Here is a 25,797-nt window from a genome sequence, read left to right as displayed (position 1 = left end):
CGCTGATGCACGTCGAACCCGCAACGCTGCAAGCTGAACTCTATTACCAGCCCAGCGGCGACGAGGTGGCGATTTTCGAGCAATGCCATGCGCAGCAACTGGCCGTCATGCTCAAAGGACCCACCGGTTGTGGCAAGACCCGTTTTGTCGAACACATGGCGTGGCGACTCAAACGCCCGTTGATCACCATTTCCTGCCATGACGACCTCAGTGCCAGCGACCTGGTCGGACGTTTCCTGATCGGACATCAGGGCACCCATTGGACGGAAGGCCCGCTGACCCGAGCCGTGCGCGAAGGCGCTATCTGTTACCTGGACGAGGTGGTCGAAGCGCGGCAAGACACGATTGTCGTCCTGCACCCGCTGACCGACCACCGACGCATCCTGCCGCTGGACAAAATCGGCGAGACCCTCGAAGCCTCGCCTCACTTTCAACTGGTGGTCTCCTACAACCCCGGCTACCAACGAATACTCAAGGATTTGAAACCGAGTACCCGACAGCGCTTTGTGGCGCTGGATTTTGACTTCCCGCCGGCCGAGCGCGAAATCGCCATCGTCATCCATGAGGGTGGAACCGACTACGCCACCGCGCACGCCCTGGTCACCCTCGCCCAACGGCTACGCGCCTTGCAGGACCGTGGTCTGGCGGAAGTCCCCAGCACTCGTCTGCTGATCGCCACGGCACGGTTGATTACCCGCGGCATTGCTGCGCCCATCGCGTGCCGGGTCGCGTTGATCTCGCCGCTGTCCGATGACGCGGTGCTGGTCGCGGCCATGCGCGACCTCGTCGACCTGACATTTATCTAAATGGCCGAAGCCGAGGACCTCATCACCGACGTCGCACGCCACGCTACGGTGTATGCGCAGGCGTTGTGGCGTCGTCATCGGGCACCCTCGGACACTGCAAAAATCATCACCCTCGGGGATGTCGCACAACACCTCGATTTACTGATCAAGGCGGTGTTCGACACCCACTATTCGTTGCGCGTCGCGCAACCACCCTCGCCCCCCACGTTCCTGAAAAAGCTATTGCTGCGTCATGAAAAGCCGTGTCGGCAAAGCGCCGTCCCGGCGACCGATGGCGTGACGATATGGCTGCCGGAAGACTTGGGCAGCCACGAGGGTCCGCTCACGCTGCAACGCTATAAAACCCTGGCCTTGCAACAGGCGATGCGTGCCCGACGAGGCAGTGCCAGCGCCCTGTCAGCCCTCGACAACCCGATGCAGCGCAGCGTCTATCTACTTCTGGAAGCCTGGGCCGCCGATACGGATTTAGTGCGACTGTTGCCGGGGTTGGCGCCATCGATCCATGGCTTGCGCCAACATGCCCTGGCGACTCGCCCGCCGATTCACGCCTTTCCCAATCCGCGACAACCCCTGGAAAATTTTCTTCGTTCACTGCTGCGCAGCGAATGCGGCAACCCTCTTGAGGGGCTGGAGATACCCGTAAAAACGGCCGACTCGGTACAACAGTCAGAAACCCTTGCGCAACGTTTCCTGTCCATCGACGAACCGCACAGACTGGGCGCTCATCTGTTGCTGCTCGATGCCTGGACCGGCGACCTACGCGAGCCGTCGGCGGGCCAGAAGGTGTCGCCCCTGCCCGGCGAAATCGACACAACCGACACCCTGCCCCGCAGCGCCCGCCTCGCACGTCAGCCCACTGTGCGCGAAGCCTGTGCCGACGAGGACGACGATCAGGAACAAGGCCTGTGGATGGTGCAGCCCGCCGAACCGCTGGAAAAGGCCGAAGACCCCATGGGAATGCAGCGCCCTGCCGACCGGGATACCGACACCCCGGCGGCTGATTTCGCCGAGTCATTGTCCGAACTCGACGAAGCCCGACTGGTGATCACGGCAGGTCGCCCGAAAGAAGTGCTGCTGTCCGACGACCCGCCACAGACCCGCACTCAGCGCGTTGCACAGGATCTCGCCAACAACGCAATCAGCTACCCCGAGTGGGATTACCGCCGCCAGGTCTACCGTAATCCGGGGGCGACCCTGCAACTGTGTCCCGCCCTGGAAGGCCCGCAGCAGTGGGTCGAGCGAACCCTCGATACTCACCGTCCGGTGCTCGATGCCATCCGTCGGCAATTCGAAAGTCTGCGGGCCCAACGCGTCAGGCTGCGCAAACAATGGGAGGGCGACGATATCGATCTGGAGGCGTATATCGACGGTTGCGCCGAGGCCCGCGCCGGCCTGAGCATGCCGCAGGCGCTGTATCAGACCCAGCGCCGTGGCCGGCGCGACATGGCGATCATGTTGCTGATCGACGTCAGCGGCTCCACTGACAGCTGGCTGTCCTGCCATCGCCGGGTCATTGATGTCGAGCGCGAGGCGTTGCTGCTGGTCTGTCTGGCGCTGGAGAGTCTGGGCGAGCCTTATAGTGTGCTGGCGTTTTCCGGCGAAGGGCCGCAGCGGGTCACGATCCGCACCCTGAAAGCATTCGATGAGCGCTACAGCGATGAAGTCGGTCGGCGCATTGCCGCCCTCGAACCGGAACGCTATACCCGGGCCGGCGCCGCCCTGCGCCACGCCAGCACATTGCTGATGCGCGAAGCCGCCACGCACCGTCTCTTGTTACTGCTCTCCGACGGTAAGCCGAACGATGTTGATCAGTACGAAGGCCGCTATGGTGTGGAAGACACGCGTCAGGCGGTGATCGAAGCCAAGCTCCAAGGCATCTATCCCTTCTGTTTGACCATCGACCGACAGGCGGCGAGTTACTTGCCAGCGGTATTCGGTTCGCGGCAATACGCCTTGCTGCACAGACCCGAACTGTTGCCCAGTGTGCTGCTGGACTGGATCAGACGACTGGTATCAGCGTGAGCCAGAGCCCGCCCCGCCACGGTTTTTCGCGGCACAAAAAAATGGCGATAGGGAATAAACCCATCGCCATTGGTGCCGCTTGCTTGACGTGACTTACTTGTTACCGCTGGTAGCCTTGGCGCTTGCTTCTGGAGCCGCTTTGGTGGCCGCGGCAGTCGCTGCGTCAAAACTGCTCTGAGCCACATCGGCAGCCTGTTTTACGGCTTTCTGTGCGCTTTCGAACACAGTACCGGCATTCGCCAGGCTCGACTTGAACGCGGCCACAACAGGCTCGGAGCCGGCCGGTGCATTCTTGCTGATGGCTTCAACGAACTCTTGCACCTGTTGGGTGCCCGCTTCGACCTGACCCGAGGTCAGTTTGGCGATGTCCGACTGAGTACCCACGATCAGCGCTTGAACCTGACGATTGAACTCGGCCAGACGTTCGGTCTGCGCGCTCGGCTGGGTGAAAGAAGCCTGCAGCTCGGCGAAACCTTGTGGATCACGGACGGCCAGCAGCTTGCGAACGCCTTCGAAGTGCTCTTCGGTGGAGTCGCGCAGTGCCTTGAACTGCAACTGGCTGAGCTGTTCAACGCTGGCGAAGACTTTGCCGCTGATTTGCTGCAAAAGATCGAGGTTGGCTTTCTGAGCGGTTTGCAGTTTTTCCGAATTGAAAAAAGACATGCTTGAATCTCCTGGTACTGGAAGGTCCTCATGGACCTGAGGACGCGATAGCGATCCGGCCAGTCATCGCGTTAGCCTTGATATTGCAGCGCACAAAACCATTTGGCAATGTCTATTTTTGTGCGGTGCAAAATAACCTTTGCTAAAGCCCTCCTTATTCGCTGTAAACTCCTGCTCATCGAACGGCCAGGCTAGCCCTCTTTAACTAAAGGGCTCAGATGCGCAGGTTCCCATGCACAGCGTCAGGAGATCACGATGGGTCAGGAAGTTAATATTGCGCCGCAAGATGAAAAGCTCTCCGAACCCGCCGGCTTGTTCGAACACCTCAATCATCTGCAACGCCTCAATACCCGTAACGTCCTCGACGCCGTGCAGAAGCGCCAGGCAAAAACCTTCGCGCCTTTAAGCCTTGGGCAACTCCGACAGCCAACGCCCGCTGACTGGCAGGAATACTTCACCGACCTCGGCCAACGCAGCGTGTTGTTCTGGGACACCTTGCGTCAGCGCGGCGACAACACCCTGGCCCACGAACGCGCCGGGTATCCGCTACTGCTCAAGTTCAATCATGAAACGCTGGTCGCCGGTGAAGACCTGCCCCGCCCGGTCAATTATTCGCTGTTGCAAATCCTAGGCGGTCCCGGACAACAGATCGACAGCAAAAAACAGCCGGTGATCATCATCGATCCCCGCGGCGGTCACGGCTCGGGCATCGGCGGTTTCAAACAGGATTCGGTCATCGGCGAAAGCCTGAGAGCCGGGCACCCCACCTACTTCGTCTCCTTCAGTCACTCGCCACGCCCTGGGCAAACCCTTGCCGATATCACAGAAGCCCAAGCGAAGTTCATCGAAGTCGTCAGCGCCCGACACCCCGACAGCACCAAACCCGTGGTGATCGGCAACTGCCAGGCGGGCTGGGCGTTAATGGGGCTCGCGGCCACCCGTCCGGAGCTGCCGGGGCTGATCATCGTCAATGGTGCACCGCTGTCGTACTGGGCCGGCGTCAATGGCCGCAATCCGATGCGCTATTCCGGCGGTTTGCTGGGCGGTGGCTGGATGGCGCGGCTGGGAAGCGACCTCGGTAATGACCGTTTCGACGGCACCTGGCTGGTCAGCAATTTCGAAAACCTGGACCCGGCCAACACCTATTGGGGCAAGTACTACCACCTGTTCAGCGAAGTCGACAGCGAGGCCGCACGCTTTCTGGATTTTGAACGCTGGTGGGGCAGCCCGACCCTGCTCAATGGCGAAGAGATCGAGATGATTGTCGACGACTTGTTCATCGGCAATCGGCTGTCCGGTGGCCTGGGGCGCAAGAGCAGCGGGCTTGACCTCAAGCTGATCGAAGTGCCGGTGGTGGTGTTCTGCTCGTATGGCGACAACATCACCCCCCCGCAGCAGGCACTGGACTGGATCTCCGACGTCTATCCCAGCGATCTCGCGTTGCAAAATGCCGGACGCACCATCGTTTACCTGCGACACGCGAGCATCGGTCACCTGGGCATCTTCGTGTCCGGTGAAGTGGCGCGGCGTGAGCACCGTGAATTGCTCGGAGCGGTCGATGCGATCAACGCGCTGTCGGCCGGGCTGTATGAAATGCTGATCGAAGACCTGCCGGAGAATTCGGCGACGCCGTATGCCGTGCGTTTCGAACGCCGGCGTATCGCCGACATCCATGGTCAGGTGCAGCCGCCCCGTGATGACGATCGCGAATTTGCGCTGGTCCAGCGCGCGTCCGACATCAACAACAATGTGTATGACGAATTCGTTCGTCCGTGGTTGCGCCAGCTGATCAACGAACCGAGCGCCGAAACGCTGCGTCGGGCGCACCCTTTCCATCAGCAGCAAGTAGCCTGGAGCAGTTTGAACCCGGCGCTGTGGTGGCTGGCAGGCAGTGCCGCTCAAGTGAGCAAGGATCGTCACCCCGCCAACCAGAACAACCCGTTATTGGTCTGGCAGGAACTGTTTTCCAACCAGGTGCAGGACGCCTTGAACGGCTATCGGGATCTGCGCGATGCGGCTCAGGAAATGTGTTTCTACGGCGTGTATGGCGTCCTCAACAGCCTGGCCGGCAATGCACCCGGGCGAAATCTTCAGGAACATGCCGAGCAGCACGACAAGGTTTTGATCGAGCGCCTGCAGGATGCCCTGCCCCTTGGCGGCCTGATGGAAGCCCTGATACGGATCCTGTTCCTGCTGGGCCGCGACAGCGACGAGCCGGGCAAGGAAAGCGTCGAAAAATTGATCCTGCAAATGCAGGTGCTGCTCCAGGACTACAGTGCCGAGCCGCTTGATTTGCGCGAAACCTTGCGCCTGCAAAAACTGCTGGTCGCCACCCACCCGCAAGAAAGCCTGCTCAGCCTGCCCTTGATGCTTGCCGAGGTCGAAGAGCGCCAACAAGTGCTGGCGGCCGTCGCCAATTTGCTGCCGGAACTGCTGGCCAGCGGCGCAGACAACCCATTCTGGTGTGAGCTGCACACGCTGCTCGACGTGCCGCTGCCAGGTTTCAGCCTGACCCAACCACCCGGTGAAGCCGATGCCATCGAAGAGGAAGTCGCGGTGGTAACCCCTGAGCCAATCAAGCAGAAAGCCCCAGCGGTAACCCCGGAGCCAATCAAGCAGAAAATAACCGCAGTTACCCCTGACCCCATCGCCAAGGTTGCGATTCCAGTGCGCAAACCTGCCAAGGGCAAGAAAGGCGTGAAAAAACCTCCGGTGAAATAACGTTTAACGCTGGGGAACACCGCGTCACACCGGCGCGGCTTCCTCGATTTCAATCAGCCCGATACTTTCCGGGTGTCATGCCAAACCAGCGGCTACAGGCTTTGTTGAAACTGCTGTGGTCATGAAAACCAAGGAGATACGCCACATGCTTCATGTTGAAGCGAGAGTTGCGCAGGTAGAAATCGGCCAATTGCCGGCGCACGGCATTCTGCACGTCCTTGAATTGCGTCCCGTCTTTTTCCAGGGTGCGTTGCAGCGTTCGCTTGCTGATGTTCAATGCGGCCGCGATCGACTCCATATCGCACACCCCCTGGCCCTGACTCAAGCGCTTGGTAATCAGTGCCCGAATTCTGCCGACGATGGTGAAGCCAAACAACGAAACCAATTGAGCTTCGGCAAAACTGTCATGCAGTACCGCCAGTTCTTCGTTAGCCATGCTCAGCGGACGCAGAAGCTCCTGCCCGTCAAACAGGATGCTGTCATAGGCAGTCCCAAAACGCAGGTCGCAGCCAAACAGCCTTTGATGCTCGGACGTGTCTTCAGGTTCGGGATAGGCGAACTCCACACTCAACGGTTGCGGTAAGTTGCCTCCCGCCAGCCAACGGCAAAAACCCAGCAATGAAGCCATGCCTGCATCCGAGTACTGCCGGGGTTTGACCGATCCCTTTTGCTGATGATCAAGCGCCGCCAATCGAAAATGCTGTTGCTCCGGCACAAAGAAGAGGCTGAATCCGGTGCTGATCAAAGGGCTGAAACGCACCAGGCGTTCAAGTGCTTTTTTCAGATTCAAACTGGACATCATGGTGTAGCCGACGATCTGAAGGTTACCGGGATGGAAGTTTCCATAGGCCTTCAAACCGATGTCTGGATCGCCAGCGGCCTGGGCTCCCAGCTCCCATAGCCGATAAATAGCCCCTCGTTCGCAGTACGCTCCCGGGTTGTTAACGGTCTCCATGTCCATCCCAGCCTCCCGACACAGACTGGCAACATCCAGCCCTTGTGCCGAGAGCGTATTCACCAGCACGCTGGCATAACCTGAACTGATTCTATACATGACGTCCTCAATGACCTGTGGAGCCGAACATCCTGTCCGGAGCCATGACTACTCTGCGTTGAATCGAATACTAACTGACCAATAAGTCTGGAATATTGATCCCAGTATAGGCACTCGTCATTTTTTGCCAGTGGTCCGAAAAAATCTGCATGGCACCGTTGGACACCAGACCGTCACCTCTCAACACTTCCGCACACCCCGCCTATGCCGAACAATCCCCCATCTTGCAACGCAAAATACAAAAAGGAAGAGAGCATATGAAGTCGCTTGGTCGTATTGCGTTGGTAACGGGTGGTATGGGTGGGATTGGCACTGCGATAAGCCAACGCCTGTACACGGAAGGATTCAAGGTGATCGTGGGCTGCAGCTCAGATTCCTCCCGCAAGAAAGAATGGATGGCGAGCCAACTGGAGGCGGGTTATCAATTCGAATGCATCTATGGCGACATCACCGATTGGGAATCAACGCGCAAAGCGTTCGAGATGGCACGTGAGCAATTCGGCCCGATCGATGTCTTGGTCAACAACGCCGGCATCACACGTGATGCGTCCTTTCGCAAACTGACGCCCGAAGACTGGAATGCGGTCATCGGCACCAACCTGAGCGGCCTGTTCAACACCACCAAACAGGTGATTGAAGGGATGCTGGCCAAGGGTTGGGGACGGGTCATCAACATCTCCTCGATCAACGGTCAGCGCGGCCAGTTCGGCCAGACCAACTACAGCGCGGCCAAGGCCGGCATCCATGGCTTCACCATGGCCCTGGCCCGGGAAGTGTCCGGCAAGGGCGTGACCGTCAACACCGTTTCCCCAGGGTACATCCAGACCAGCATGACCGCGGCCATCCGCCCGGACATTCTCGACACCATGATCGCGGCCACACCGGTCGGGCGTCTCGGCCAACCTGAAGAAATCGCTTCCATCGTGGCCTGGCTGGCTTCCGATGAATCGGCCTATAGCACCGGGGCCGACTTCTCGGTCAACGGCGGCATGAACATGCAGTAGACCTGTCAGGGCATGGATGCCCTGCTTTCGCTCGACAACATCTTAATGAGGTCACGCATGAACGAAGTCGTAATCGTTGCCGCTACTCGTACCGCTATTGGCAGTTTTCAAGGTGCCTTGTCCGCGATTCCAGCCACCGAGCTGGGCGCGGCGGTCATTCGCCGTTTGCTGGAAGAGACCGGTCTGGACGGCTCGCAGATCGATGAAGTGATCCTCGGCCAGGTACTCACCGCGGGCTCGGGACAAAACCCGGCACGTCAGACGGCAATCAAGGCCGGCCTCCCCCATACCACCCCTGCTCTGACCCTGAACAAGGTCTGCGGCTCGGGCCTCAAGGCTGTCCAGCTGGCGGTCCAGGCCATCCGTTGCGGCGACGCCGAACTGGTGATTGCCGGTGGTCAGGAAAACATGAGCCTGGCGCCGTATGTGTTGCCCAAGGCCCGCACCGGTCTGCGTCTGGGTCATGCGCAACTGCAAGACAGCGTGATTCAAGACGGTTTGTGGGATGCCTTCAACGACTATCACATGGGCATCACCGCCGAGAACCTGGCAGAGAAGTACGAGCTCAGTCGCGAAGACCAGGACGCTTTCGCCGCGGCCTCGCAACAGAAAGCCGCTGCTGCCATCGAAGCGGGCTACTTCAAGCGTGAAATCACCCCGATCCTGATCCCTCAGCGCAAGGGTGAGCCGCTGGTCTTCGACACCGATGAACAGCCGCGTCCGGGCACACTGCAGGCGCTGGGCAACCTCAAACCCGCGTTCAAGAAAGACGGCAGCGTGACTGCCGGTAATTCGTCGACCCTCAACGACGGCGCCGCCGTACTGTTGCTGGCCAGCGCCGCCAAAGCCCTGGCCCTCGGCTTGCCGGTTCTGGCACGCATCAAGGCTTACGCCAGCGCTGGCGTCGACCCGTCGATCATGGGCATCGGCCCGGTACCGGCCACCCGCTTGGCATTGACCAAAGCCGGCTGGAGCCTGGACGACCTCGACCTGATCGAAGCCAATGAAGCGTTCGCCGCGCAATCACTGGCAGTCGGCAAGGAACTGGGTTGGGACACCAGCAAAGTCAACGTCAACGGTGGCGCGATTGCCCTCGGTCATCCGATCGGTGCATCGGGCGCGCGGATTCTGGTGTCGCTGTTACACGAGCTGATTCGTCGCGACGGCAAAAAAGGCCTGGCCACGTTGTGCATCGGTGGCGGCCAGGGCGTCAGCCTGGTCATTGAGCGCTAGAAACACAGGAGTGTTTGCTTAAGTTGCTGACGCGGCGCCGAAGTCCGGCGCCGCGGTTTTTTTCGGCCCGGTTTACGGATGTGGGCAAGGAGTTCCATGGACAATAACGCGCATACCTTCAACACCTTCTGGTCAGGCCAGGTTCCGTTCATTGCCTCCTTTGCAGTGCAACAATTACGTCTCTGGGTCAGTAGCAATCCGTGGTTTACCGGTCAGGAATACAACGAGTGGTTTGACCTGCCGCGCGGCACCCTGGACAGCCTTCAATCGGATTACCAACAGCAATGGGGCGAACTCGGCCAGCAACTGCTGACCGGTCAGCCATTCAGCTTCGACGATCGACGTTTTTCCAGCGGCAACTGGAGCCAGCCACTGTTCGGCTCCCTCGCAGCGTTTTACCTGCTCAACGCAGAGTTTCTGCTGAAGCTGCTGAACAAATTAGCGATCCCGGACAAAAAGCCGCGCCAACGCCTGCTCTATCTGGTGGAACAAGCCATCGCCGCCGGAGCGCCGAGCAACTTTCTGGCCAGTAACCCCGATGCGCTGCAACGGGTCGTCGATACCCAGGGAAGCAGCCTCCTCACCGGCCTGTTGCACCTGGCCAGCGACCTGCAAGAAGGCAAGATGCGCCAGTGCGACGCCGGCGCATTCAAAGTCGGTGTCGATCTCGCCAACACCCCGGGCGAAGTGGTGTTCGAGAATGAACTCTTCCAGCTCATCCAGTATTACCCGCAAAGCGAAACCCAGTACCGGCGCCCGGTGTTTGTCGTGCCGCCGTCAATCAACAAGTACTACATTCTCGACCTGCGCCCGGACAACTCGATGGTTGCCCATCTGTTGAAACAAGGGCACCCGGTGTTTCTGATGTCGTGGCGCAACTTCGACCAGGAACACGCCGGCACCAGCTGGGATGACCTGATCGAAACCGGCATCATCAAAGGTCTGCAAGTGACCCGAGAAATCAGCGGTGAGCAGCGGCCCAATTGCGTCGGCTTCTGCATCGGCGGCACCTTGCTGAGTTCGGCGCTAGCCGTCCTGGCGGCGCGCGGCGACCGCGAGATTGGCAGCGTGAGCCTGTTGACCACCTTCCTCGACTACCTCGATACCGGCCCCATCGACATCTTCGTCGACGAACAATTGGTGGCCTACCGCGAGCGCACCATCGGCGGCAAGGACGGCCCCATCGGCCTGTTCAAGGGCGAGGACATGGGCAATACCTTCTCGCTGTTGCGCCCCAACGACTTGTGGTGGAACTACAACGTCGACAAATACCTCAAGGGCCAGAAACCGATCCCCCTTGACCTGCTGTTCTGGAACAACGACAGCACCAACCTCCCGGGCCCGATGTACTGCTGGTATCTGCGCCACACCTACCTGCAGAACGACCTGAAATCCGGTGAGCTGGACTGTTGCGGGGTCAAGCTGGACCTGCGCGCCATCGATGCTCCGGCGTACATCCTCGCCACCCATGACGATCACATCGTGCCGTGGAGAAGCGCTTACGCCAGCACCGAGTTGCTCTCCGGGACCAAGCGTTTTGTACTGGGCGCCTCAGGGCATATCGCCGGAGTGATCAACCCGCCGGCCAAGGAAAAACGTCACTACTGGACCAACAACCGGGTCACCAAAAACCCGGAAACCTGGTTCAAGAACGCCCAGCAACATTCCGGTAGCTGGTGGAATGACTGGTTCGTCTGGCTGGCTGAACAGTCTGGCGAACGCCAGCCCTCGGTACTGCATACCGGCAACGCGCAATACCCGGCGATCGAGTCGGCACCGGGGCGTTATGTGATGCAGTGATCGACCACCGCGCACGGCGAAAAACTCGGGCTCCGTGGGAGTCCCTGTAGCAGCTGTCGAGGCTGCGTCCGGCTGCGCAGCAGCCGTAAGGTCAGTCAATGCGGTGCGTCAGACTCATCGCGTACTCAGGGTTTACGACTGCTTCGCAGCCGAACGCAGCCTCGCAAGCTCGACAGCTGCTACAGCGCCGGACGGGGCGCAAGCCCCCTCTCCCCAGAGGATCGTGACTACTCAGATGGGGCGAGGCGATCCAGTGCTCGGTTCACCACCAACTCGGTCAGCATGATTGAAAATGGCGGAAGGCAGCCGGAGTCGAACCTGCCCGGGAACGGATGCCGTCCCCAACCGGGTTTGAAGCCCGGCCGCGCCACCGGGCGCGATTGCCTTCCTTGAAGTCAGTGCTCGGTGCGTTGGGCCAAAGCATTGTCGAGGCGGATGTGGCGCTTGTCGCCAAACCGTCGCGTCAGGCCGAGCCGGTCGAAGTATTCGAGAATCTGGATGCTGCGCTTGCGACCCAGGCCCACTGCATCACGAAACGCCGTGACCTGAATCACCGGGTTTTGCGCAGCCAGTTGCACAAGCATAGCCGCCAATCGGCGGATCATCGTGTCGGTGTAGAACAGGTCACGGACGACTTGATGCACCAATCCCAACCTCGCCATTTTGCACAGCAGCAAGCGCACGGCCGCCTCGTCATGGTCAAGGTCGCGCACCCACGGCGGATCAAAACCAGCCTGTTCGAACAACGGTTGCAAGTGTTGCCACAGGGCTTCGTCGTCTTCGCTCAACCGCACCTGATGATCGGGCAAATGCAGCCATGGCCCGCTGGCGGCGATGGCACCGCAGGCGAGTAACTCGTCGAGCAGGCTGATGAACGTCGGACGGTCCAGCGCTGTGCCGGTGAACCGTCGGAGGCGATCCCGGTCCGGGCCCATTTGATCCGGTTCCAGTTGATGAAAACGTGCGAGGTGTTCCAGCAATGGCGCTTTGAGCGCTTCCCAGCGGGCCGCACTGAACAGCAACGGACCTTGGCGGGTGTCGATCAGGCGCACGTCATCAGGCAAAACCCACGTGTTGCGGGGGCGGTTGAACTGACGCTCCAGACGCTGTGGGTCGAGCCCGGTGTCGCTGTTGGCCAATAACGCCGGCAGACTGTCTTCCAACTGATTGCATGTGGCGAGGGCGTCGAGCTGCGCCAGTCGCTCAGGGCTTCGGCGTTGTCGGGTCGGTGCAAACGGGTCGAGCACCCGAGCGCCGCCGAGGGTGCGTTGGGCGCTCTGGTCACGCAGGATCAACGGATCACCCTTCACGGCCTGCACTGGCCTATTCAGCAGCAGTTGCGCGAACATCCGTTCACCCGGCGCCAGGCGGGCGCCTTCCAGCAACGCCACCCGCCCGGTCACGTCCTGAGTCCCCACGTGAACGTGTACAGGCTGAAAGTGCTCGAAGGCTTTGGGTTCGCTGGCCAACAATTGCAGATCGATATCCACTCGCTGGGTCGGCGCGTACAGCCACTCGGCCGACAGCCACTGACCGCGATGGATCTGCTCCAGGGCCAAGCGTTCGGCACTCAGGTTCAACGCCACTCGCTGTCCGGCCATTGCGATCTCGGCGGCCTGACTTTGCGCATGCAGGCCGCGCACGCGAACGGGTTTGTTCAGCGGGCCGAGCATCAGCGTATCGCCCACGGCCACCACGCCAGACAACGCAGTGCCGGTCACCACGATACCGACGCCGGCCACGCTGAAGGCACGATCAATCGCCAGGCGAAAACCGCCGGTGGTGCTGCGTTGAAGGACTTCACGTTGCGCCACGAGCAAAGCCTGTCGCAGCGTCTCGACGCCCTCCCCGGTCACACTTGACAGCGAAATCTGCGGCGCGTTGGCATAGGGGCCCGGAGCCAGCAATGTCTGGATCTGATCGCGAACGGCTTGCACTCTGGACGGTTCGACGCGGTCGCATTTGCTGATCGCCACCAGCGCTCGAGGGATGCCTAGCAGTTCAACGATGGCCAGGTGTTCGCGGGTCTGCGGCATGACGCCATCGTCGGCCGCGACCACCAGCAACACCAGATCAATGCCCTGAGCCCCCGCCAGCATGTTGTGGGTGAAGCGCTCATGACCGGGCACATCGATAAAACCGGTCAGGGGCGCATGCGGCTCCAGCGCCGCGTAAAGGTAGCCGAGGTCGATGGTCATGCCGCGTTCACGCTCTTCCCGACGCCGGTCGCCGAGCAGGCCGGTCAGTGCCTGGAGCAAGGCAGTCTTGCCGTGGTCGATGTGCCCGGCGGTGCCGACGATCACTCTACGGTTCCTGCAATTTGATCGAGTTGCGCCAGCCACGCCGGCTCATCGTCCAGTTGCCGCAGATCGAGCCACAACGCATCGTCATCAATACGCCCGAGCACCGGAATCGGCAACGCACGCAGGGCCGCCTCCAGATCGTGCAGCCGCCGTCCGCGAAGACGTTTGGACGCGTGCGGTCGCAGGCATAAAGCCGCACTCGGCAAGCGCGCCACCGGTTGGCTGCCGCTGCCGATCATACCCAGCGCCGGTACTGCGCTGACGCTCCAGCCATCGCCCAGGACTTTGGCCAGCGAGGGTTGCAGGCGCTCAGCCTGGGCGAGGATATCCGCCTGGGGTCGGGTCAGCAGGCGCAAACTCGGCAGCCGCTCGGCCAGTCGATCAGGATCGCGGTAAAGGCCCAACACCGCCTCGAGGGCGGCCAGGGTCAGTTTGTCGACCCGCAAGGCGCGCTTGAGTGGATTCTTCTTGATCTTCGCGATCAGGTCTTTGCGGCCGACGATTAATCCGGCCTGAGGACCGCCGAGTAATTTGTCGCCGCTGAAGGTGACGATGTCGGCGCCATCGCTCAGCGCCTGGCGCACGGTCGGCTCGGCGGGCAAGCCCCAGCGCGTCAGGTCCAGCAGGCTGCCGCTGCCGAGGTCTTCAAGCAACGGCAAACCGTGTTTATGCGCGAGTACCGCCAACTCGGCGGTCGGCACCCGCGCGGTAAAGCCTTCGATGTTGTAGTTGCTCGCATGGACGCGCATCACCAAACCGCTGCGTGGGCTGATCGCGGCTTCGTAATCGCGGGCATGCGTTCGATTGGTGGTGCCGACTTCGTGGAGCCTGACCCCGGCTCTGGCCATGATGTCGGGAATGCGGAACGCGCCGCCGATTTCGATCAGTTCGCCCCGGGAAATGATGCCTTCCTTACGCGCGCCCAGGCTGTTGAGCGTCAGCAACACCGCGGCGGCGTTGTTGTTGACCACCGTCACCGCCTCGGCGCCGGTCAGCTCGCGGATCAGGCCTTCGATCAGGTCATCACGGTCGCCGCGCTTGCCGCTGTGCAGGTCGAACTCCAGATTGAGCGGGTAGCGTGCCGCGAGTTGCACGGCGTCGATGGCTTCCTCCGGCAACAACGCTCGCCCCAGATTGGTGTGCAGCACCGTGCCGGTGAGATTGAACACCCGGCGCACGTTGCTGCGATGCTGAGTGGCCAAACGTTCACCCGCCCTGCCCGCTAACGCTTCGGGTGCGATTTCAATGGCGTCGAGTTGCCCTGAAAGCACCGGTTCACGCAAGTCATCGAGCAGTTGGCGCAAATTGGCCAGCAATGCGTCACGCCCATAACGCTCGGCCAGCGGTTGGCAGGCGGGATGGCGCAACAGACTGTCGATGGAAGGCAGCCGCAGAGCCTGGCTGGCGGGTCTGGAGGACATCAGGCGCTCCTGAATACGATTGACCGTAGCGCCTGAGTGTAGCCGCTGGGTTTAAAGGGAGCGCTCAGTCACCTCCGGGGGCCAGCAACAGATTAGGCGCCGGACGCTGGTAGCCTTCCTGCTCCAGGCGCATGTCCAGCAGCAGGCTGGTCAGGTCCGTCGAAAGCGCTTCGGCCTCGGCGTCGTTTTCCAGGTAAAGCAGTTTCAGGTAGCTGCGACAGCCGGGGCAGACCTCCGCGCGTAACGGTGCCTGATTGGCGGCGTGGCGGTCGTCATCGAGGCTGACGTATTCAAGGCCTTTGCTTTGTTCGCAATACACGCATTTGACCCGCACCACATGCCATTCGCAGGCACACAGCGAGCACACCAGATAACGCAAGCCGTTGTACTTGCCGCGATGGCGAATCACGCCGGCCATGGCCGGCGAACCGCAGGCCGGGCATTGACTGAGACTGTCGCCGGGCTTCAGCGCAAGGTCCGGCGTGCCCAACAACCAATGACTCCAGGCCACCTGCAACGCCGCGCCGAGAAACGGCACCACGGCGGCGGGCAGCAAGGCGAACTGGCCGCTGACCAGCGCAATCGCCCAGGCCTTGAGTTGCCCGATGTTGGCGCTGCGCAAAGTCGCCACGGCTTTTTCCACGGCAGGTTGCGGCGGTGGCTGGTAACGCTGCAATAGCGCTTCGAGGAACGGCAGCCAATCGTTTTCGCGCACCAGACTGTCAGCGGCGAACGGCGGCAAGCCGTGTTGCTGGCACACTCGCAGGCGTTCGGCATCGGGCATGGTGGCCACGGGCGGATCGTCCATCAGGCGCTGCTGCACGTGGCACAGGCCGGTTACCAGCCGCAGGTAATCGGCCAGTGGATGACCGTCGACCAGACGCTCCAGGCGCAACGCGCGCAAGGTGAACAGGTTGTTCGGTGGCAGGTAGAGAAACGGCGGTGAACTCGCTGCCGCTTCGATCTCGCCAGGCTCAAGAATCGTCGCCAAGGGGGTTATCCTTTTTTGCTGATCGGCCGGTCGGGGTGCTCGTCGCGGGTCACTTCGCGGTACCAGAGTTCATGGTGTTTTTTCGCCCAGGCGCGGCTGACCCAGCCATGCAACATGGCGTTGACCGAGCCTTTGATCCAGATCCCGGCGTAGATGTGCACGATGATGCTCAGTACCAGCACAAAACCCGCCAACGCATGCAGCAGCATCGCCCATCGAATCGTTGTAATGCCGAAGTACTCGCTGAAATACGCACGCCAGATCACCAGCCCGCTGAACAGCAGCACCAGCATGCAAATCAGCAAAGTCCAGAACAGCAGCTTCTGCCCAGGGTTGTACTTGCCGATGGGTGGCACGCCCTCCTCCTCGTTCTTGATCACCCGCCCGACTCGCCTCAGCCACAACCGATCGTTGCTGATAAAGAAGTTCGCCCGCCAGAAACGGATCACCAGCCCAAGGAACAGCACAAACATCACCACGCCCATGAACGGATGCAGGATGCGCGTCCACGGGCCGCCGCCAAACAGGTTGCTGAGCCAGAACAGCGCCGGATGGAACAACGCCAGCCCCGACAGTGCCGCCATCAGAAACAGAATCGCCACCAGCCAATGATTAGTGCGCTGGTTTGATGTGTAGCGAAGGATCGGTTTGTCGTTCATGGCCTGTCCTGCCCCTTCGGATCATAGGTGTGCACCGATGGATCGATTTCATGCACGGCGGGATCGGGGATGGTCGGGTGTTCGTCCTCCTCGACCAGTTGCGGCCCGATGCGTACGTAGTGGAAGAATCCGGCCAGCACCGCCAAGCCCATGGCCAGCAACCCCAAGGGTTTGCTCACGCCTTTCCACAGCTCCACCAGCGGACTGATGGTCGGATGGTCCGGCAGGCCGGCATACAACCGAGGCTCATCGGCATGGTGCAGCACATACATCACGTGAGTACCGCCGACGCCACTCGGGTCGTACAGACCCGCGTGTTCGAAGCCACGGCTCTTGAGGTCGACGATCCTTTCGGCCGCGTGTTCTTTCATGTCGTCTTTGGTGCCGAACACAATGGCGCCCGTCGGACAGGTTTTGACGCAGGCCGGCTCCAGCCCCACCGACACCCGGTCCGAGCACAACGTGCATTTGTAGGCTTTGTGATCCTTTTGTGAGATTCGCGGGATATTGAACGGGCATCCTGTGATGCAATACCCGCAGCCGATGCAATGGTCCTGGTCGAAATCGACGATGCCATTGGCATGCTTGATGATCGCCCCCGGGCTCGGGCACGCCGCCAGGCAACCGGGCTCGGCACAGTGCATGCAGCCATCCTTGCGAATCAGCCACTCCAGATTGCCGGCGTCGGTTTCGTGCTCGGTGAAGCGCATCAAGGTCCAGGTTTCTGCGGTCAGGTCCTGTGGGTTGTCGTAGGTGCCGAGGTTGTGGCCGACGTCGTCGCGCAGCTCGTTCCATTCCGAGCAGGCGACTTGGCAGGCCTTGCAGCCAATGCACTTGGTGGTGTCGATCAGCTTGGCCACTTCCTCTTGATTGCGTACCGAGGACGGGACGGTCGTGGTGGCCGAACGGGCGATGATGTCTTGGCTGGCCATTTAGACTTTCTCCACGTTGACCAGGAATGACTTGGATTCCGGGGTCTGAGTGTTGCCATCGCCGAGGAATGGCACCAGGGTGTTGGTCAGGTAACCGTGGCGCGTGAGGCCGGTAAAGCCCCAGTGCAGCGGGATACCGATCTGGTGCACCACCTGATTGTTGACCTGCAACGGTCGAATCCGCTTGGTCACCACCGCCACCGCTTCTATATGCCCACGCTTGGAACTGACACGGACCCGGTCGCCGGCCACGATGCCTTTCTCCTTGGCCAGCACTTCACCGATCTCGACGAACTGCTCAGGTTGGGCAATCGCGTTGAGCTTGCAATGCTTGCTCCAGAAGTGGAAATGCTCGGTCAGCCGGTAGCTGGTCGCGGCATACGGATAGTCCTTGGCCACGCCTAAGGAATCCCACACCGAATCGAAGATCCGTGCCGCCGGGTTGCTGGTGGCTTTCTTGTTTTCCGGGTGCAGAGGGTTGATGCCGATCGGCGTTTCGAACGGCTCGTAATGCTCAGGGAAAGGCCCTTCGTTCATCTTGTCGACGGCAAAGAACCGCGCCACGCCTTCGGGGTTCATGATGAACGGATTCATCCCGGCTTCCGGTGGCGAGTCGGCCTTGAAGTCCGGCACATCGGTGCCGCCCCAGACTTTGCCGTTCCACCATACCAGGCGTTTTTTCTCGTCCCACGGCTTGCCTTGCGGGTCGCACGAAGCGCGGTTGTAGAGAATCCGCCGGTTCGCCGGCCAGGCCCAAGCCCAGCCCTGATGTTGCTTCATGCCATATGGATCGCTGTTGTCGCGCCGGGCCATCTGGTTGCCCGCTTCAGTCCAGCTGCCGCAGAAAATCCAGCAACCGGAAGCCGTACTGCCGTCGTCCTTGAGCTGGCCGAAACCGGCCAGTTGCGCGTTGCCCTTGATCGCCGCGCCGGTAGCGTCGGTGAAGTCAGCGGTGGCATAGCCGTTGATTTCCTTGGCCAGTTCTTCCGGCGAAGGCTCCTCGACTATTTTGTAGGGCCAGGACAGTTTGAGGATCGGCTCGGCATAAGCGCCGCCGTTGGCCTGGTAACGCTGGCGCAGACGGATAAACAGCTCGCTCATGATCCGCACATCGGTGCGCGCTTCGCCTGGGCCGTCGGCGCCTTTCCAGTGCCATTGCAGCCAGCGGCTGCTGTTGACCAGTGAGCCGTCTTCTTCGGCGAAACAGGTGGTGGGCAGGCGAATCACTTCGGTCTGGATGCCAGCGGTTTCGACATCGTTGTACGGCCCGACATTGCGCCAGAACTCCGAGGTTTCGGTGGACAGCGGATCCATCACCACCAGCCACTTCAGCTTGGCCAGCGCCGCCATCACCCGGTTTTTGTCAGGCAACGCGGCGATGGGGTTGAAGCCCTGGCACATGTAGCCGTTGACCTTGCCCTGGCCCATCAGGTCAAACACTTTGAGGATGTCGTAGTTCGGGATGTCGAGTTTCGGCAGATAGTCATAAGCCCAGCGGTTTTCGAGCGTGGCATTCGCGCCGTACCAGGCTTTCATCAGGCTGACGTGGAACTTGCCGTAGTTTTGCCAATAGGACAGCTGCCCCGGCCGCAACGGTTTTTGCGTGCGTTTGACGATGTAGGCGTTGTAATCCTGCTCCGCATCCTGCGGCAAGGTCAGGTAGCCCGGCAGCGAATTGGACAGCAAACCGAGGTCGGTCAGCCCCTGAATGTTGGAGTGACCGCGCAAGGCATTGACGCCCCCACCCGGCATACCGACGTTGCCCAGCAGCAATTGCACCATGGCCGCGCTGCGAATGATCTGCGAACCGATCGAGTGCTGCGTCCAGCCCAGCGCGTAGAGAATCGTCATGGTCTTGCCCGGTTGCGAGCAGGTGGCGATCTCTTCCCAGATCTTCTGCATGGCATCCACCGGCATGCCGCAAATCTGGCTCGCCAGTTCGATGTTGTAGCGGCTGTAATGCGTTTTCATCAATTGATAGACGCAGTGCGGGTCTTGCAGGGTCGGGTCGACCTTGACGAAGCCGTCATCACCGAGTTCATAACCCCAGCCGGACTTGTCCGTGTAGCTGCGTTTGGCCGCGTCGTAGCCGCTGAAGATTCCGTCTTCGAAGCCATAACCGGCTTTGACGATGAACGACACGTCGGTGTAATTGCGCACGTACTCGTGCTGGATCTTGTCTTCGGTCAGCAGGTAGTTGATCAGCCCGCCCATGAAGGCGATGTCGGTGCCGGTGCGAATCGGCGCGTAATAGTCGGCCACCGAGGCGGTCCGGGTAAAACGCGGATCGACCACGATCAAGCGTGCCTTGTTGTGCGCCTTGGCTTCGGTCACCCATTTGAAGCCGCACGGGTGCGCTTCTGCTGCGTTGCCGCCCATTACCAGGATCAGATTCGCGTTACCGATATCGGTCCAGGTATTGGTCATGGCACCACGGCCGTACGTCGGGGCAAGACTTGCCACCGTCGGGCCGTGTCAGACACGCGCCTGGTTATCGAACCCCAGCATGCCGAGACTGCGAACCACCTTGTGGGTGATGTAACCGGCCTCGTTGGAGGCCGCCGAGGCCGCGAGGAAACCGGTGGTCAGCCAGCGGTTCACCGTTTGGCCCTGGGCATTCTTCTCGATGAAGTTGGCGTCGCGGTCGGCCTTCATCAGGTCGGCGACGCGATCGAGCGCTTCATCCCAGGAGATACGCGTCCACTCGGTGGTGCCGGGTTTGCGCACCTGTGGATACTGCAGACGGCCGGGGCTATGAATGAAGTCCAGCAGGCCCGCGCCTTTGGGGCACAGGGTGCCGCGGTTGACCGGGTGGTCGGAATCGCCTTCGATGTGGATGATGTTTTGCGCGACGTTCTTGGCGGCATCGCCCTGGCTGTACATGATCACGCCACAGCCGACCGAGCAGTACGGGCAGGTGTTGCGGGTTTCATGGGTGTGGGCAAGCTTGAAGTGGCGCACCTGCTCGGCGAAGGCAGTCGCGGGGGCCATGCCCAGCGCGCCGAGGCTCGAGCCCGCAAGGCCGATACCAGCGACCTTGAAGAACTGACGACGGTTGAGGTCCATCGTGCACTCCTGTCAGGTGGAGACCCGGTAGTTTTGCCGGGTTTTTCTGGACAATCACGGTTGCGGCAGTCTGGCTGCCGACACTTAAAACTGTAGACAATGTTAGAACTGACTGTGTGAAAACCGACCATCGGGCAATACCTTGTGGGAGCAAGCTCGCTCCCACAGGTCCTTGGCGTTTATCATTGCCCCACGTTCAACCACGCTTTTTATGAGACTGAGCATGACTTTCGATTTTGATCAGGTGTTCGACCGCCACAACACCGGCAGTACCAAATGGAGCCGTTACCCGGCCGACGTGTTGCCGATGTGGGTGGCCGACATGGACTTCTCCGCACCGCCGGTGATCATCCAGGCCCTGCAAAAACGTCTGGAACACCCGATGCTCGGCTACAGCGTGGCCCAGGATGACTTGCGCGATGCCATCGTCGCCGATCTGTGGAACAAGTACGCCTGGCGCGTATTGCCTGAGGAACTGATTTTCCTGCCGGGCGTGGAGTCGGGGTTCAACATGGCGCTGAATGCGCTGGTCCAGCCGCAGCAGAACGTCGTGGTTCAGGTCCCGAACTACCCGCCGCTGCGTCATGCGCCGGGTCACTGGGGTTTGAACAAGGTTGAACTCGAATTCGACGCGTTGACGGACGGCAGTTACGCCACGCCACTCGATGCCCTGAATCAGGCGCTGACCGGTGGCGGTGCGCTGCTGCTGAGCAACCCGCACAACCCGGTGGGCAAAGTCTTCCCACGAGAAGAACTGCAAGCGGTCGCCAACATCTGCCTGGAGCACGATGCCTGGATCATCTCTGACGAGATTCATGCCGAGCTGTGTTTCGATGGGCGCGTGCACATTCCGACGGCTTCCCTGAGCCCGGAAATCGCCAAGCGCACCATCACGCTGATGTCGGCGAGCAAGGCCTACAACATCGCCGGGCTGAAAACATCGTTCATGATTATTCAGGACTCGGCTTTGCGTGCAAAGGTCAACCACGCCCGCTGCGGCATGGTCGACAGCGTCAACCCATTGGGCATGGAAGCGACGCGCGTCGCCTACAGCGAAGGCGGCCCTTGGCTGGCCGGGTTGAAGGCGTATCTGCAAAGCAATCGGGATTATCTGGTGGAAGCGGTCAACACGCGCCTGCCGGGTGTGACCATGAATATCCCGCAAGGCACGTATCTGGCGTGGCTCGATTGCTCGGCGCTGGGACTGGATAACCCTCAGCAGTTTTTCCTTGAGCAAGCCAAGGTCGGGTTGAGCGCGGGTCTGGACTTCGGCGATGACAGCAAACAGTTCGTGCGTCTGAATTTCGGCTGCCCACGGGCATTGCTGGAAGAAGGCATCGCGCGGATGGAGCGCAGTTTGCTCAATCGCAACGCCTGACACACCCATCTGTGATGATCGTTCCCATTCTCCGCGTGGGAACGATCACGCCCCCCTGAAATCCAACCGAACGGATGTGGAGCTGTTTGATCGCTATCAGGCGATGCGCAGGAAGGCCGACTTGAAGTTCGAGGAAGCGATCGAGCACTTGCGGCTGCTCAACGAAGCTTTGCCGCCTGTCTCGATTTCCACGCAAAATACTCATCGTTCGCTCCAGCAACCCGAACCCATATCCTGAACTTGAAAAGCCCGGCGCAATCGCCGGGCTTTTTATTGCCTGGAACATCAATGCTCCACTGCGAACTGCATGAGTCAATTTCCAGACTCATGCAGGCTGCATGAGCTCAGTTCGCCATCAATCACTTCAACTTATTGTTTTATAAACAAGTTATCGCTCCAGCAAAGCGGCACGACAAATGCTCCAGGACAATGAGCGACTTTCGGCCTTTAGACCGTTCGCGCTCACCCCCTGACTCGTTGGAGAGACTCAACCATGAACGCCATAGACTTGTTGAAAGCCGACCATGAACGCGTAAAAGGCATCCTGACCCAATTAAGCGAATCCACCGAACGTGGTGTTAAAAAGCGCGGCGAGTTGCTGGCCAAACTGGAAATGGAGATCGCCATCCATACCCGTCTCGAAGAAGAAGTCTTGTACCCGGCGTACAAGAAAGCCGGGGGCAAGGAGCAGGACGTCATGTATTACGAAGCCAAGGAAGAACATCGCACCGTTGATTCGCTGGTGCTGCCAGACCTGAAAGTCACCGACCCGTCCACCCCGGAATTCGCCGGTCGCGTGAAAGTGGTCAAGGAACTGCTGGAACACCACATCGAAGAAGAGGAAACCGAGATGTTCCCTCAGGCCAAGAAGCTGTTGGGCAAAGCCACACTGGAAGAGCTGGGGGTGCAAATGGAAAGTTTGAAAGCCCAGTACAAGAAAGAAATGAGCGCAGCCAATCTGGCGGCTTGATGCAGGTGATGGGACAACAAAAGGTCCGGCATATGCTGCAATGCTGTTCATTTAAGGTTGGGTACATATCCGTTTCTGCGGTGATGGCGGCTGGCGGTTTCGCTTTTACAGCGAGTCACTTGGAACAGCCCCAAGTAACCAAGGGCTCTTGCCCCGCCATTCGGTGCCTCGCCTAGGCTCGGCATGCCCTCACTCCGGCATTGCTCCGGGGGCCCGCCGCCATCGGCCATCCATGGCCGGGGGCGGCTACCGCGGCATCCTTGCCGCGGTGCCCCCTGCGCAACGCCTGCGTTCGGCCTCTGGGAAAGGGGCAGGCAGATCAAGATCAAAAGCCAGAGCCACAGCCACAGCCACAGCAGGATCAAAAGATCGCAGCCTCGTTTCACTCGACAGCTCCTACCGAGGGAAGGGGTATACGCACGCTCCTCACCACTCAACAGGCCGAGCGTTAGCTCGCCTGCAGCTTTTGATCTTGATGCACCGCCCCATCGAGAGGCCGAGTGGAGGTTCTGCGCAGTGGGCAACCCGGCATGGATGCCGGGTTAGCCGCCCCCGGCCATGGATGGCCGATGGCGGCGGGCCCACGGAGCAGGACCGGAGCGAGGGCATGCCGAGCCTAGGCGAGGCACCGAACGAAAGGGGCAAGAACCCTTTGGTTACTTTGGGGTTCTTTTCCAAAGTGACTCGCTGTAAAAGCGAAACCGATAGCCGCCATGACCGCAGAAACGGATATGTACACAATCACAAAAGCGGCCAAACACTGAGCACGCGTTGTCATTTCATGGTCGTGGCGATGATTTCCACCAGGTTAATTTGGGTAAAGGGTTTGGACAGGCGCGGAAGTCTGGTGGCGAAACCTTCCAGGCGCTCGGCGTAACCGGTGGCAAGAATGATCGGCAGGCTCGGCTTAATGATCCGGATGGCCTGCGCCAGTTGCGCGCCATTCATCTGTGGCATGGCCATGTCGGTGATGACCAGATCAATCGCCTGTTCGCTGTCGAACATTGCCAGCGCCTGTACACCGGACACTGCACTGATCACTCGATGCCCCAGGTCCTCGAGCAACAGGCAGGTACTGGTCAATACCAGGCTGTCGTCGTCCACCACCAACACACACAGTCGGGGCACGGGCGGTGCGGCGCGCTCCTCGGCAACAGGTTTGGCGACTGAACCAGCGGCGGCGACGGGTATCCACAGTTCGGCGGTTGTGCCTTTGTCCTTCAGGCTCTTGAGAACGAATCGACCGCCCAATTGCTCGATAAAACCATGAACCATCGACAGCCCCAGGCCAGTACCTTTGCCAACGCCCTTTGTGGTGAAAAAAGGGTCCGTTGCCGATGCCAGCGTCGCGTCATCCATGCCCTCACCGGTGTCGGTAACACTCAGGCAGACATAACGACCGGGCGCCAGGGAAAGCTGCGCCTTGTCCAGAACAGCATCTGTCTGGGCACTGATCACGATTTTTCCGCCATGGGGCATTGCATCGCGAGCGTTGGTCACCAGGTTCAGGACCGCCAGTTCGAGCTGATTGACGTCGGCCATGACGGGTTCAATATCTGGCGAAAAGCGCGTTTCGAGCACCACGGAAGGCCCGAGGGAGCTGCGCAACAGTCCGGTAATCCCATGCACCAGCTTCGGAATCTCGACAGGTTCGGACTTGAGCTCCTGGCGTCTGGCAAACGCCAGCATGCGCTGAGTCAGGGTTACGCCACGCAAGGCACCTTGAGTGGCGTTGTCCACCAATCGGGTAATTCTCGAATCGTCCCCGACGCGTTTGCGGATGATCTCCAGATTGCCAAGGATGACGGTCAGCAAGTTGTTGAAGTCGTGGGCGATGCCACCACTGAGTTGACCGATGACCTGCAGCTTCTGCGCCTGAAACAGCGCTTCGCGGGTTTGCTCAAGGTCTTGCTGGGCTTGTGTGACTTCGGTGATATCGCGGGTGATCTTGGCGAAGCCGAGTAACGTTCCGGTGTCGCCCCAAATCGGGTCGACCACGACATGTGCCAGGAACCGCGTACCGTCCTTGCGCACGCGCCAGCCTTTGTTTTCGAATCGCCCCTCACGTACTGCAATGTCCAGGGTCCGTTGTGGTTCGCCGGCCTTGCGGTCTTCCGGGGTGTAAAACATCGAAAAATGCTGGCCGATGACTTCTTCGGGCAAGTAGCCCTTGATGCGCTGAGCCCCAAGGTTCCAGTTGGTCATGCGGCCATCCGGGGTGAGCATGTAGATGGCGTAATCAGTGACGCTTTGAACCAGCAGGCGGAACTGCTGCTCGCTTTGCTTGAGGACTTCTTCGGCCATTTTGCGGTCGGTCAGGTCGCGGGTAATCTTGGCAAACCCTAGCAACTTACCCGATGGGTCGAGAATCGGATCAATGACGACGTGGCACCAGAAATGCGTGCCGTCCTTGCGAACCCGCCAGCCTTCCCCTTCGAAACGCCCCTCCCTGATCGCCGTGTCCAGCGCTCGCCGGGGCAAACCGGCACGGCGATCCTCTTCGGTATAGAACCGCGAAAAGTGCTGACCGAGGATTTCGGACTCCTCGTACCCCTTGAAACGCCTGGCGCCGGCGTTCCAGCTGGTGATGATGCCTTCGGGATCAATCATGTAGATCGCGTAGTCAATCACAGCATCGATCAACAGGCGAAAACGACTGTCGTCGATGGCGCTGGCTTTGGTCCGATCCTCGCTCATTGATCCCTCACGTCACTCTCGTTTTTCTGGAGTATGCGACAAACCGAAAATTTGGAAAGTTCGAAAACAACGCTGGG

At 60.2% G+C, this 25,797-nt stretch carries 18 protein-coding genes and 1 tRNA gene; 8 read left to right on the top strand and 11 right to left on the bottom strand.

The window, feature by feature from the left end; all coding sequences use genetic code 11:
• Positions 1-5: 5 nt before the first annotated feature.
• On the top strand, positions 6-806 hold the full coding sequence (locus tag ACYZTZ_RS12675) for an AAA family ATPase (protein ID WP_461998438.1): 801 nt from the start codon (positions 6-8) through the stop codon (positions 804-806).
• Positions 807-2,828 (top strand): nitric oxide reductase activation protein NorD, encoded by a 2,022-nt coding sequence (locus ACYZTZ_RS12670; protein WP_461998437.1) that lies wholly within the window; start codon positions 807-809, stop codon positions 2,826-2,828. It abuts the gene before it with no gap.
• A 93-nt stretch (positions 2,829-2,921) separates the two neighbouring features.
• Here ACYZTZ_RS12670 and phaP read toward each other — a convergent pair whose 3' ends face one another.
• Complete coding sequence (gene phaP / locus ACYZTZ_RS12665; RefSeq protein ID WP_056742252.1) at positions 2,922-3,491, bottom strand: TIGR01841 family phasin; 570 nt, start codon at positions 3,489-3,491, stop codon at positions 2,922-2,924.
• Positions 3,492-3,746: 255 nt separating this feature from the next.
• Here phaP and ACYZTZ_RS12660 point away from each other — a divergent pair, with 255 nt between their 5' ends.
• Positions 3,747-6,212, top strand: coding sequence for a DUF3141 domain-containing protein (locus ACYZTZ_RS12660; protein WP_461998436.1), 2,466 nt, complete (start codon positions 3,747-3,749; stop codon positions 6,210-6,212).
• 49 nt (positions 6,213-6,261) lie between these two features.
• On the opposite strand, the gene ACYZTZ_RS12655 is transcribed toward ACYZTZ_RS12660, so the two are convergent.
• Positions 6,262-7,266, bottom strand: a complete 1,005-nt coding sequence (locus ACYZTZ_RS12655; RefSeq protein WP_461998435.1) for an AraC family transcriptional regulator — start codon at positions 7,264-7,266, stop codon at positions 6,262-6,264.
• 257 nt (positions 7,267-7,523) lie between these two features.
• On the opposite strand from ACYZTZ_RS12655, the gene phbB reads away from it, so the two are divergent.
• The 3 genes from phbB (at position 7,524) to phaC (ending at position 11,303) form a co-directional block, all read left to right on the top strand.
• Positions 7,524-8,270, top strand: a complete 747-nt coding sequence (gene phbB / locus ACYZTZ_RS12650) for an acetoacetyl-CoA reductase (protein ID WP_461998434.1) — start codon at positions 7,524-7,526, stop codon at positions 8,268-8,270.
• 57 nt (positions 8,271-8,327) lie between these two features.
• Positions 8,328-9,503 carry an acetyl-CoA C-acetyltransferase gene (locus ACYZTZ_RS12645; protein WP_461998433.1) on the top strand — a complete coding sequence of 392 codons (1,176 nt, stop codon included), beginning with the start codon at positions 8,328-8,330 and terminating at the stop codon, positions 9,501-9,503.
• A gap of 96 nt (positions 9,504-9,599) precedes the next feature.
• Entirely contained in the window at positions 9,600-11,303 is a 1,704-nt protein-coding gene (gene phaC, locus ACYZTZ_RS12640; RefSeq protein WP_461998432.1) for a class I poly(R)-hydroxyalkanoic acid synthase, read from the top strand.
• A 293-nt stretch (positions 11,304-11,596) separates the two neighbouring features.
• On the opposite strand, the gene ACYZTZ_RS12635 is transcribed toward phaC, so the two are convergent.
• The 7 genes from ACYZTZ_RS12635 to fdnG all read right to left on the bottom strand — a co-directional run bounded on the left by ACYZTZ_RS12635 (position 11,597) and on the right by fdnG (position 20,675).
• Positions 11,597-11,692, bottom strand: a tRNA-Sec gene (locus tag ACYZTZ_RS12635).
• 6 nt (positions 11,693-11,698) lie between these two features.
• On the bottom strand, positions 11,699-13,606 hold the full coding sequence (gene selB / locus ACYZTZ_RS12630) for a selenocysteine-specific translation elongation factor (RefSeq protein ID WP_461998431.1): 1,908 nt from the start codon (positions 13,604-13,606) through the stop codon (positions 11,699-11,701).
• Entirely contained in the window at positions 13,603-15,027 is a 1,425-nt protein-coding gene (gene selA, locus ACYZTZ_RS12625; protein WP_461998430.1) for an L-seryl-tRNA(Sec) selenium transferase, read from the bottom strand. Before selA ends, selB begins: the two co-directional genes overlap by 4 nt.
• A 64-nt stretch (positions 15,028-15,091) precedes the next feature.
• Complete coding sequence (gene fdhE / locus ACYZTZ_RS12620) at positions 15,092-16,018, bottom strand: formate dehydrogenase accessory protein FdhE (RefSeq protein WP_461998429.1); 927 nt, start codon at positions 16,016-16,018, stop codon at positions 15,092-15,094.
• Positions 16,019-16,023: 5 nt separating this feature from the next.
• Complete coding sequence (locus ACYZTZ_RS12615; protein ID WP_461998428.1) at positions 16,024-16,677, bottom strand: formate dehydrogenase subunit gamma; 654 nt, start codon at positions 16,675-16,677, stop codon at positions 16,024-16,026.
• Positions 16,674-17,609, bottom strand: a complete 936-nt coding sequence (gene fdxH, locus ACYZTZ_RS12610) for a formate dehydrogenase subunit beta (protein WP_461998427.1) — start codon at positions 17,607-17,609, stop codon at positions 16,674-16,676. The genes ACYZTZ_RS12615 and fdxH overlap by 4 nt, the downstream gene beginning before the upstream one ends.
• Complete coding sequence (gene fdnG, locus ACYZTZ_RS12605; protein WP_461998426.1) at positions 17,610-20,675, bottom strand: formate dehydrogenase-N subunit alpha; 3,066 nt, start codon at positions 20,673-20,675, stop codon at positions 17,610-17,612.
• Positions 20,676-20,898: 223 nt separating this feature from the next.
• On the opposite strand from fdnG, the gene ACYZTZ_RS12600 reads away from it, so the two are divergent.
• Entirely contained in the window at positions 20,899-22,053 is a 1,155-nt protein-coding gene (locus ACYZTZ_RS12600; protein WP_461998425.1) for a MalY/PatB family protein, read from the top strand.
• Here the strand turns inward: ACYZTZ_RS12600 and ACYZTZ_RS12595 are convergent.
• Positions 22,037-22,339 (bottom strand): hypothetical protein, encoded by a 303-nt coding sequence (locus ACYZTZ_RS12595; protein WP_461998424.1) that lies wholly within the window; start codon positions 22,337-22,339, stop codon positions 22,037-22,039. The two genes, ACYZTZ_RS12600 and ACYZTZ_RS12595, sit on opposite strands and share 17 nt — an antisense overlap.
• 207 nt (positions 22,340-22,546) lie before the next feature.
• Between ACYZTZ_RS12595 and ACYZTZ_RS12590 the strand changes: the two genes are divergently transcribed.
• A complete protein-coding gene (locus ACYZTZ_RS12590) occupies positions 22,547-23,023 on the top strand; it encodes a hemerythrin domain-containing protein (RefSeq protein WP_461998423.1) in 477 nt (158 codons plus the stop codon).
• 774 nt (positions 23,024-23,797) lie between these two features.
• Here the strand turns inward: ACYZTZ_RS12590 and ACYZTZ_RS12585 are convergent.
• Positions 23,798-25,720: a hybrid sensor histidine kinase/response regulator gene (locus ACYZTZ_RS12585; RefSeq protein ID WP_461998422.1), complete on the bottom strand. Its 1,923-nt coding sequence runs from the start codon at positions 25,718-25,720 to the stop codon at positions 23,798-23,800.
• Between the last annotated feature and the right edge of the window lie 77 nt (positions 25,721-25,797).

It is taken from the genome of Pseudomonas sp. LB3P58 (genome assembly GCF_054897895.1).
The sequence above is the reverse complement of the archived record's forward strand: the minus strand, read 5'-3'. Positions and strand labels throughout refer to the sequence as shown.

Coding starts and splice junctions, on each gene's coding strand:
- ACYZTZ_RS12675 (WP_461998438.1), top strand. CDS start 6: ATGCACGTCGAACCCGCAACGCTGCAAGCTGAACTCTATTACCAGCCC.
- ACYZTZ_RS12670 (WP_461998437.1), top strand. CDS start 807: ATGGCCGAAGCCGAGGACCTCATCACCGACGTCGCACGCCACGCTACG.
- phaP (WP_056742252.1), bottom strand. CDS start 3,491: ATGTCTTTTTTCAATTCGGAAAAACTGCAAACCGCTCAGAAAGCCAAC.
- ACYZTZ_RS12660 (WP_461998436.1), top strand. CDS start 3,747: ATGGGTCAGGAAGTTAATATTGCGCCGCAAGATGAAAAGCTCTCCGAA.
- ACYZTZ_RS12655 (WP_461998435.1), bottom strand. CDS start 7,266: ATGTATAGAATCAGTTCAGGTTATGCCAGCGTGCTGGTGAATACGCTC.
- phbB (WP_461998434.1), top strand. CDS start 7,524: ATGAAGTCGCTTGGTCGTATTGCGTTGGTAACGGGTGGTATGGGTGGG.
- ACYZTZ_RS12645 (WP_461998433.1), top strand. CDS start 8,328: ATGAACGAAGTCGTAATCGTTGCCGCTACTCGTACCGCTATTGGCAGT.
- phaC (WP_461998432.1), top strand. CDS start 9,600: ATGGACAATAACGCGCATACCTTCAACACCTTCTGGTCAGGCCAGGTT.
- selA (WP_461998430.1), bottom strand. CDS start 15,027: ATGTCCTCCAGACCCGCCAGCCAGGCTCTGCGGCTGCCTTCCATCGAC.
- ACYZTZ_RS12615 (WP_461998428.1), bottom strand. CDS start 16,677: ATGAACGACAAACCGATCCTTCGCTACACATCAAACCAGCGCACTAAT.
- fdxH (WP_461998427.1), bottom strand. CDS start 17,609: ATGGCCAGCCAAGACATCATCGCCCGTTCGGCCACCACGACCGTCCCG.
- ACYZTZ_RS12600 (WP_461998425.1), top strand. CDS start 20,899: ATGACTTTCGATTTTGATCAGGTGTTCGACCGCCACAACACCGGCAGT.
- ACYZTZ_RS12595 (WP_461998424.1), bottom strand. CDS start 22,339: ATGTTCCAGGCAATAAAAAGCCCGGCGATTGCGCCGGGCTTTTCAAGT.
- ACYZTZ_RS12590 (WP_461998423.1), top strand. CDS start 22,547: ATGAACGCCATAGACTTGTTGAAAGCCGACCATGAACGCGTAAAAGGC.
- ACYZTZ_RS12585 (WP_461998422.1), bottom strand. CDS start 25,720: ATGAGCGAGGATCGGACCAAAGCCAGCGCCATCGACGACAGTCGTTTT.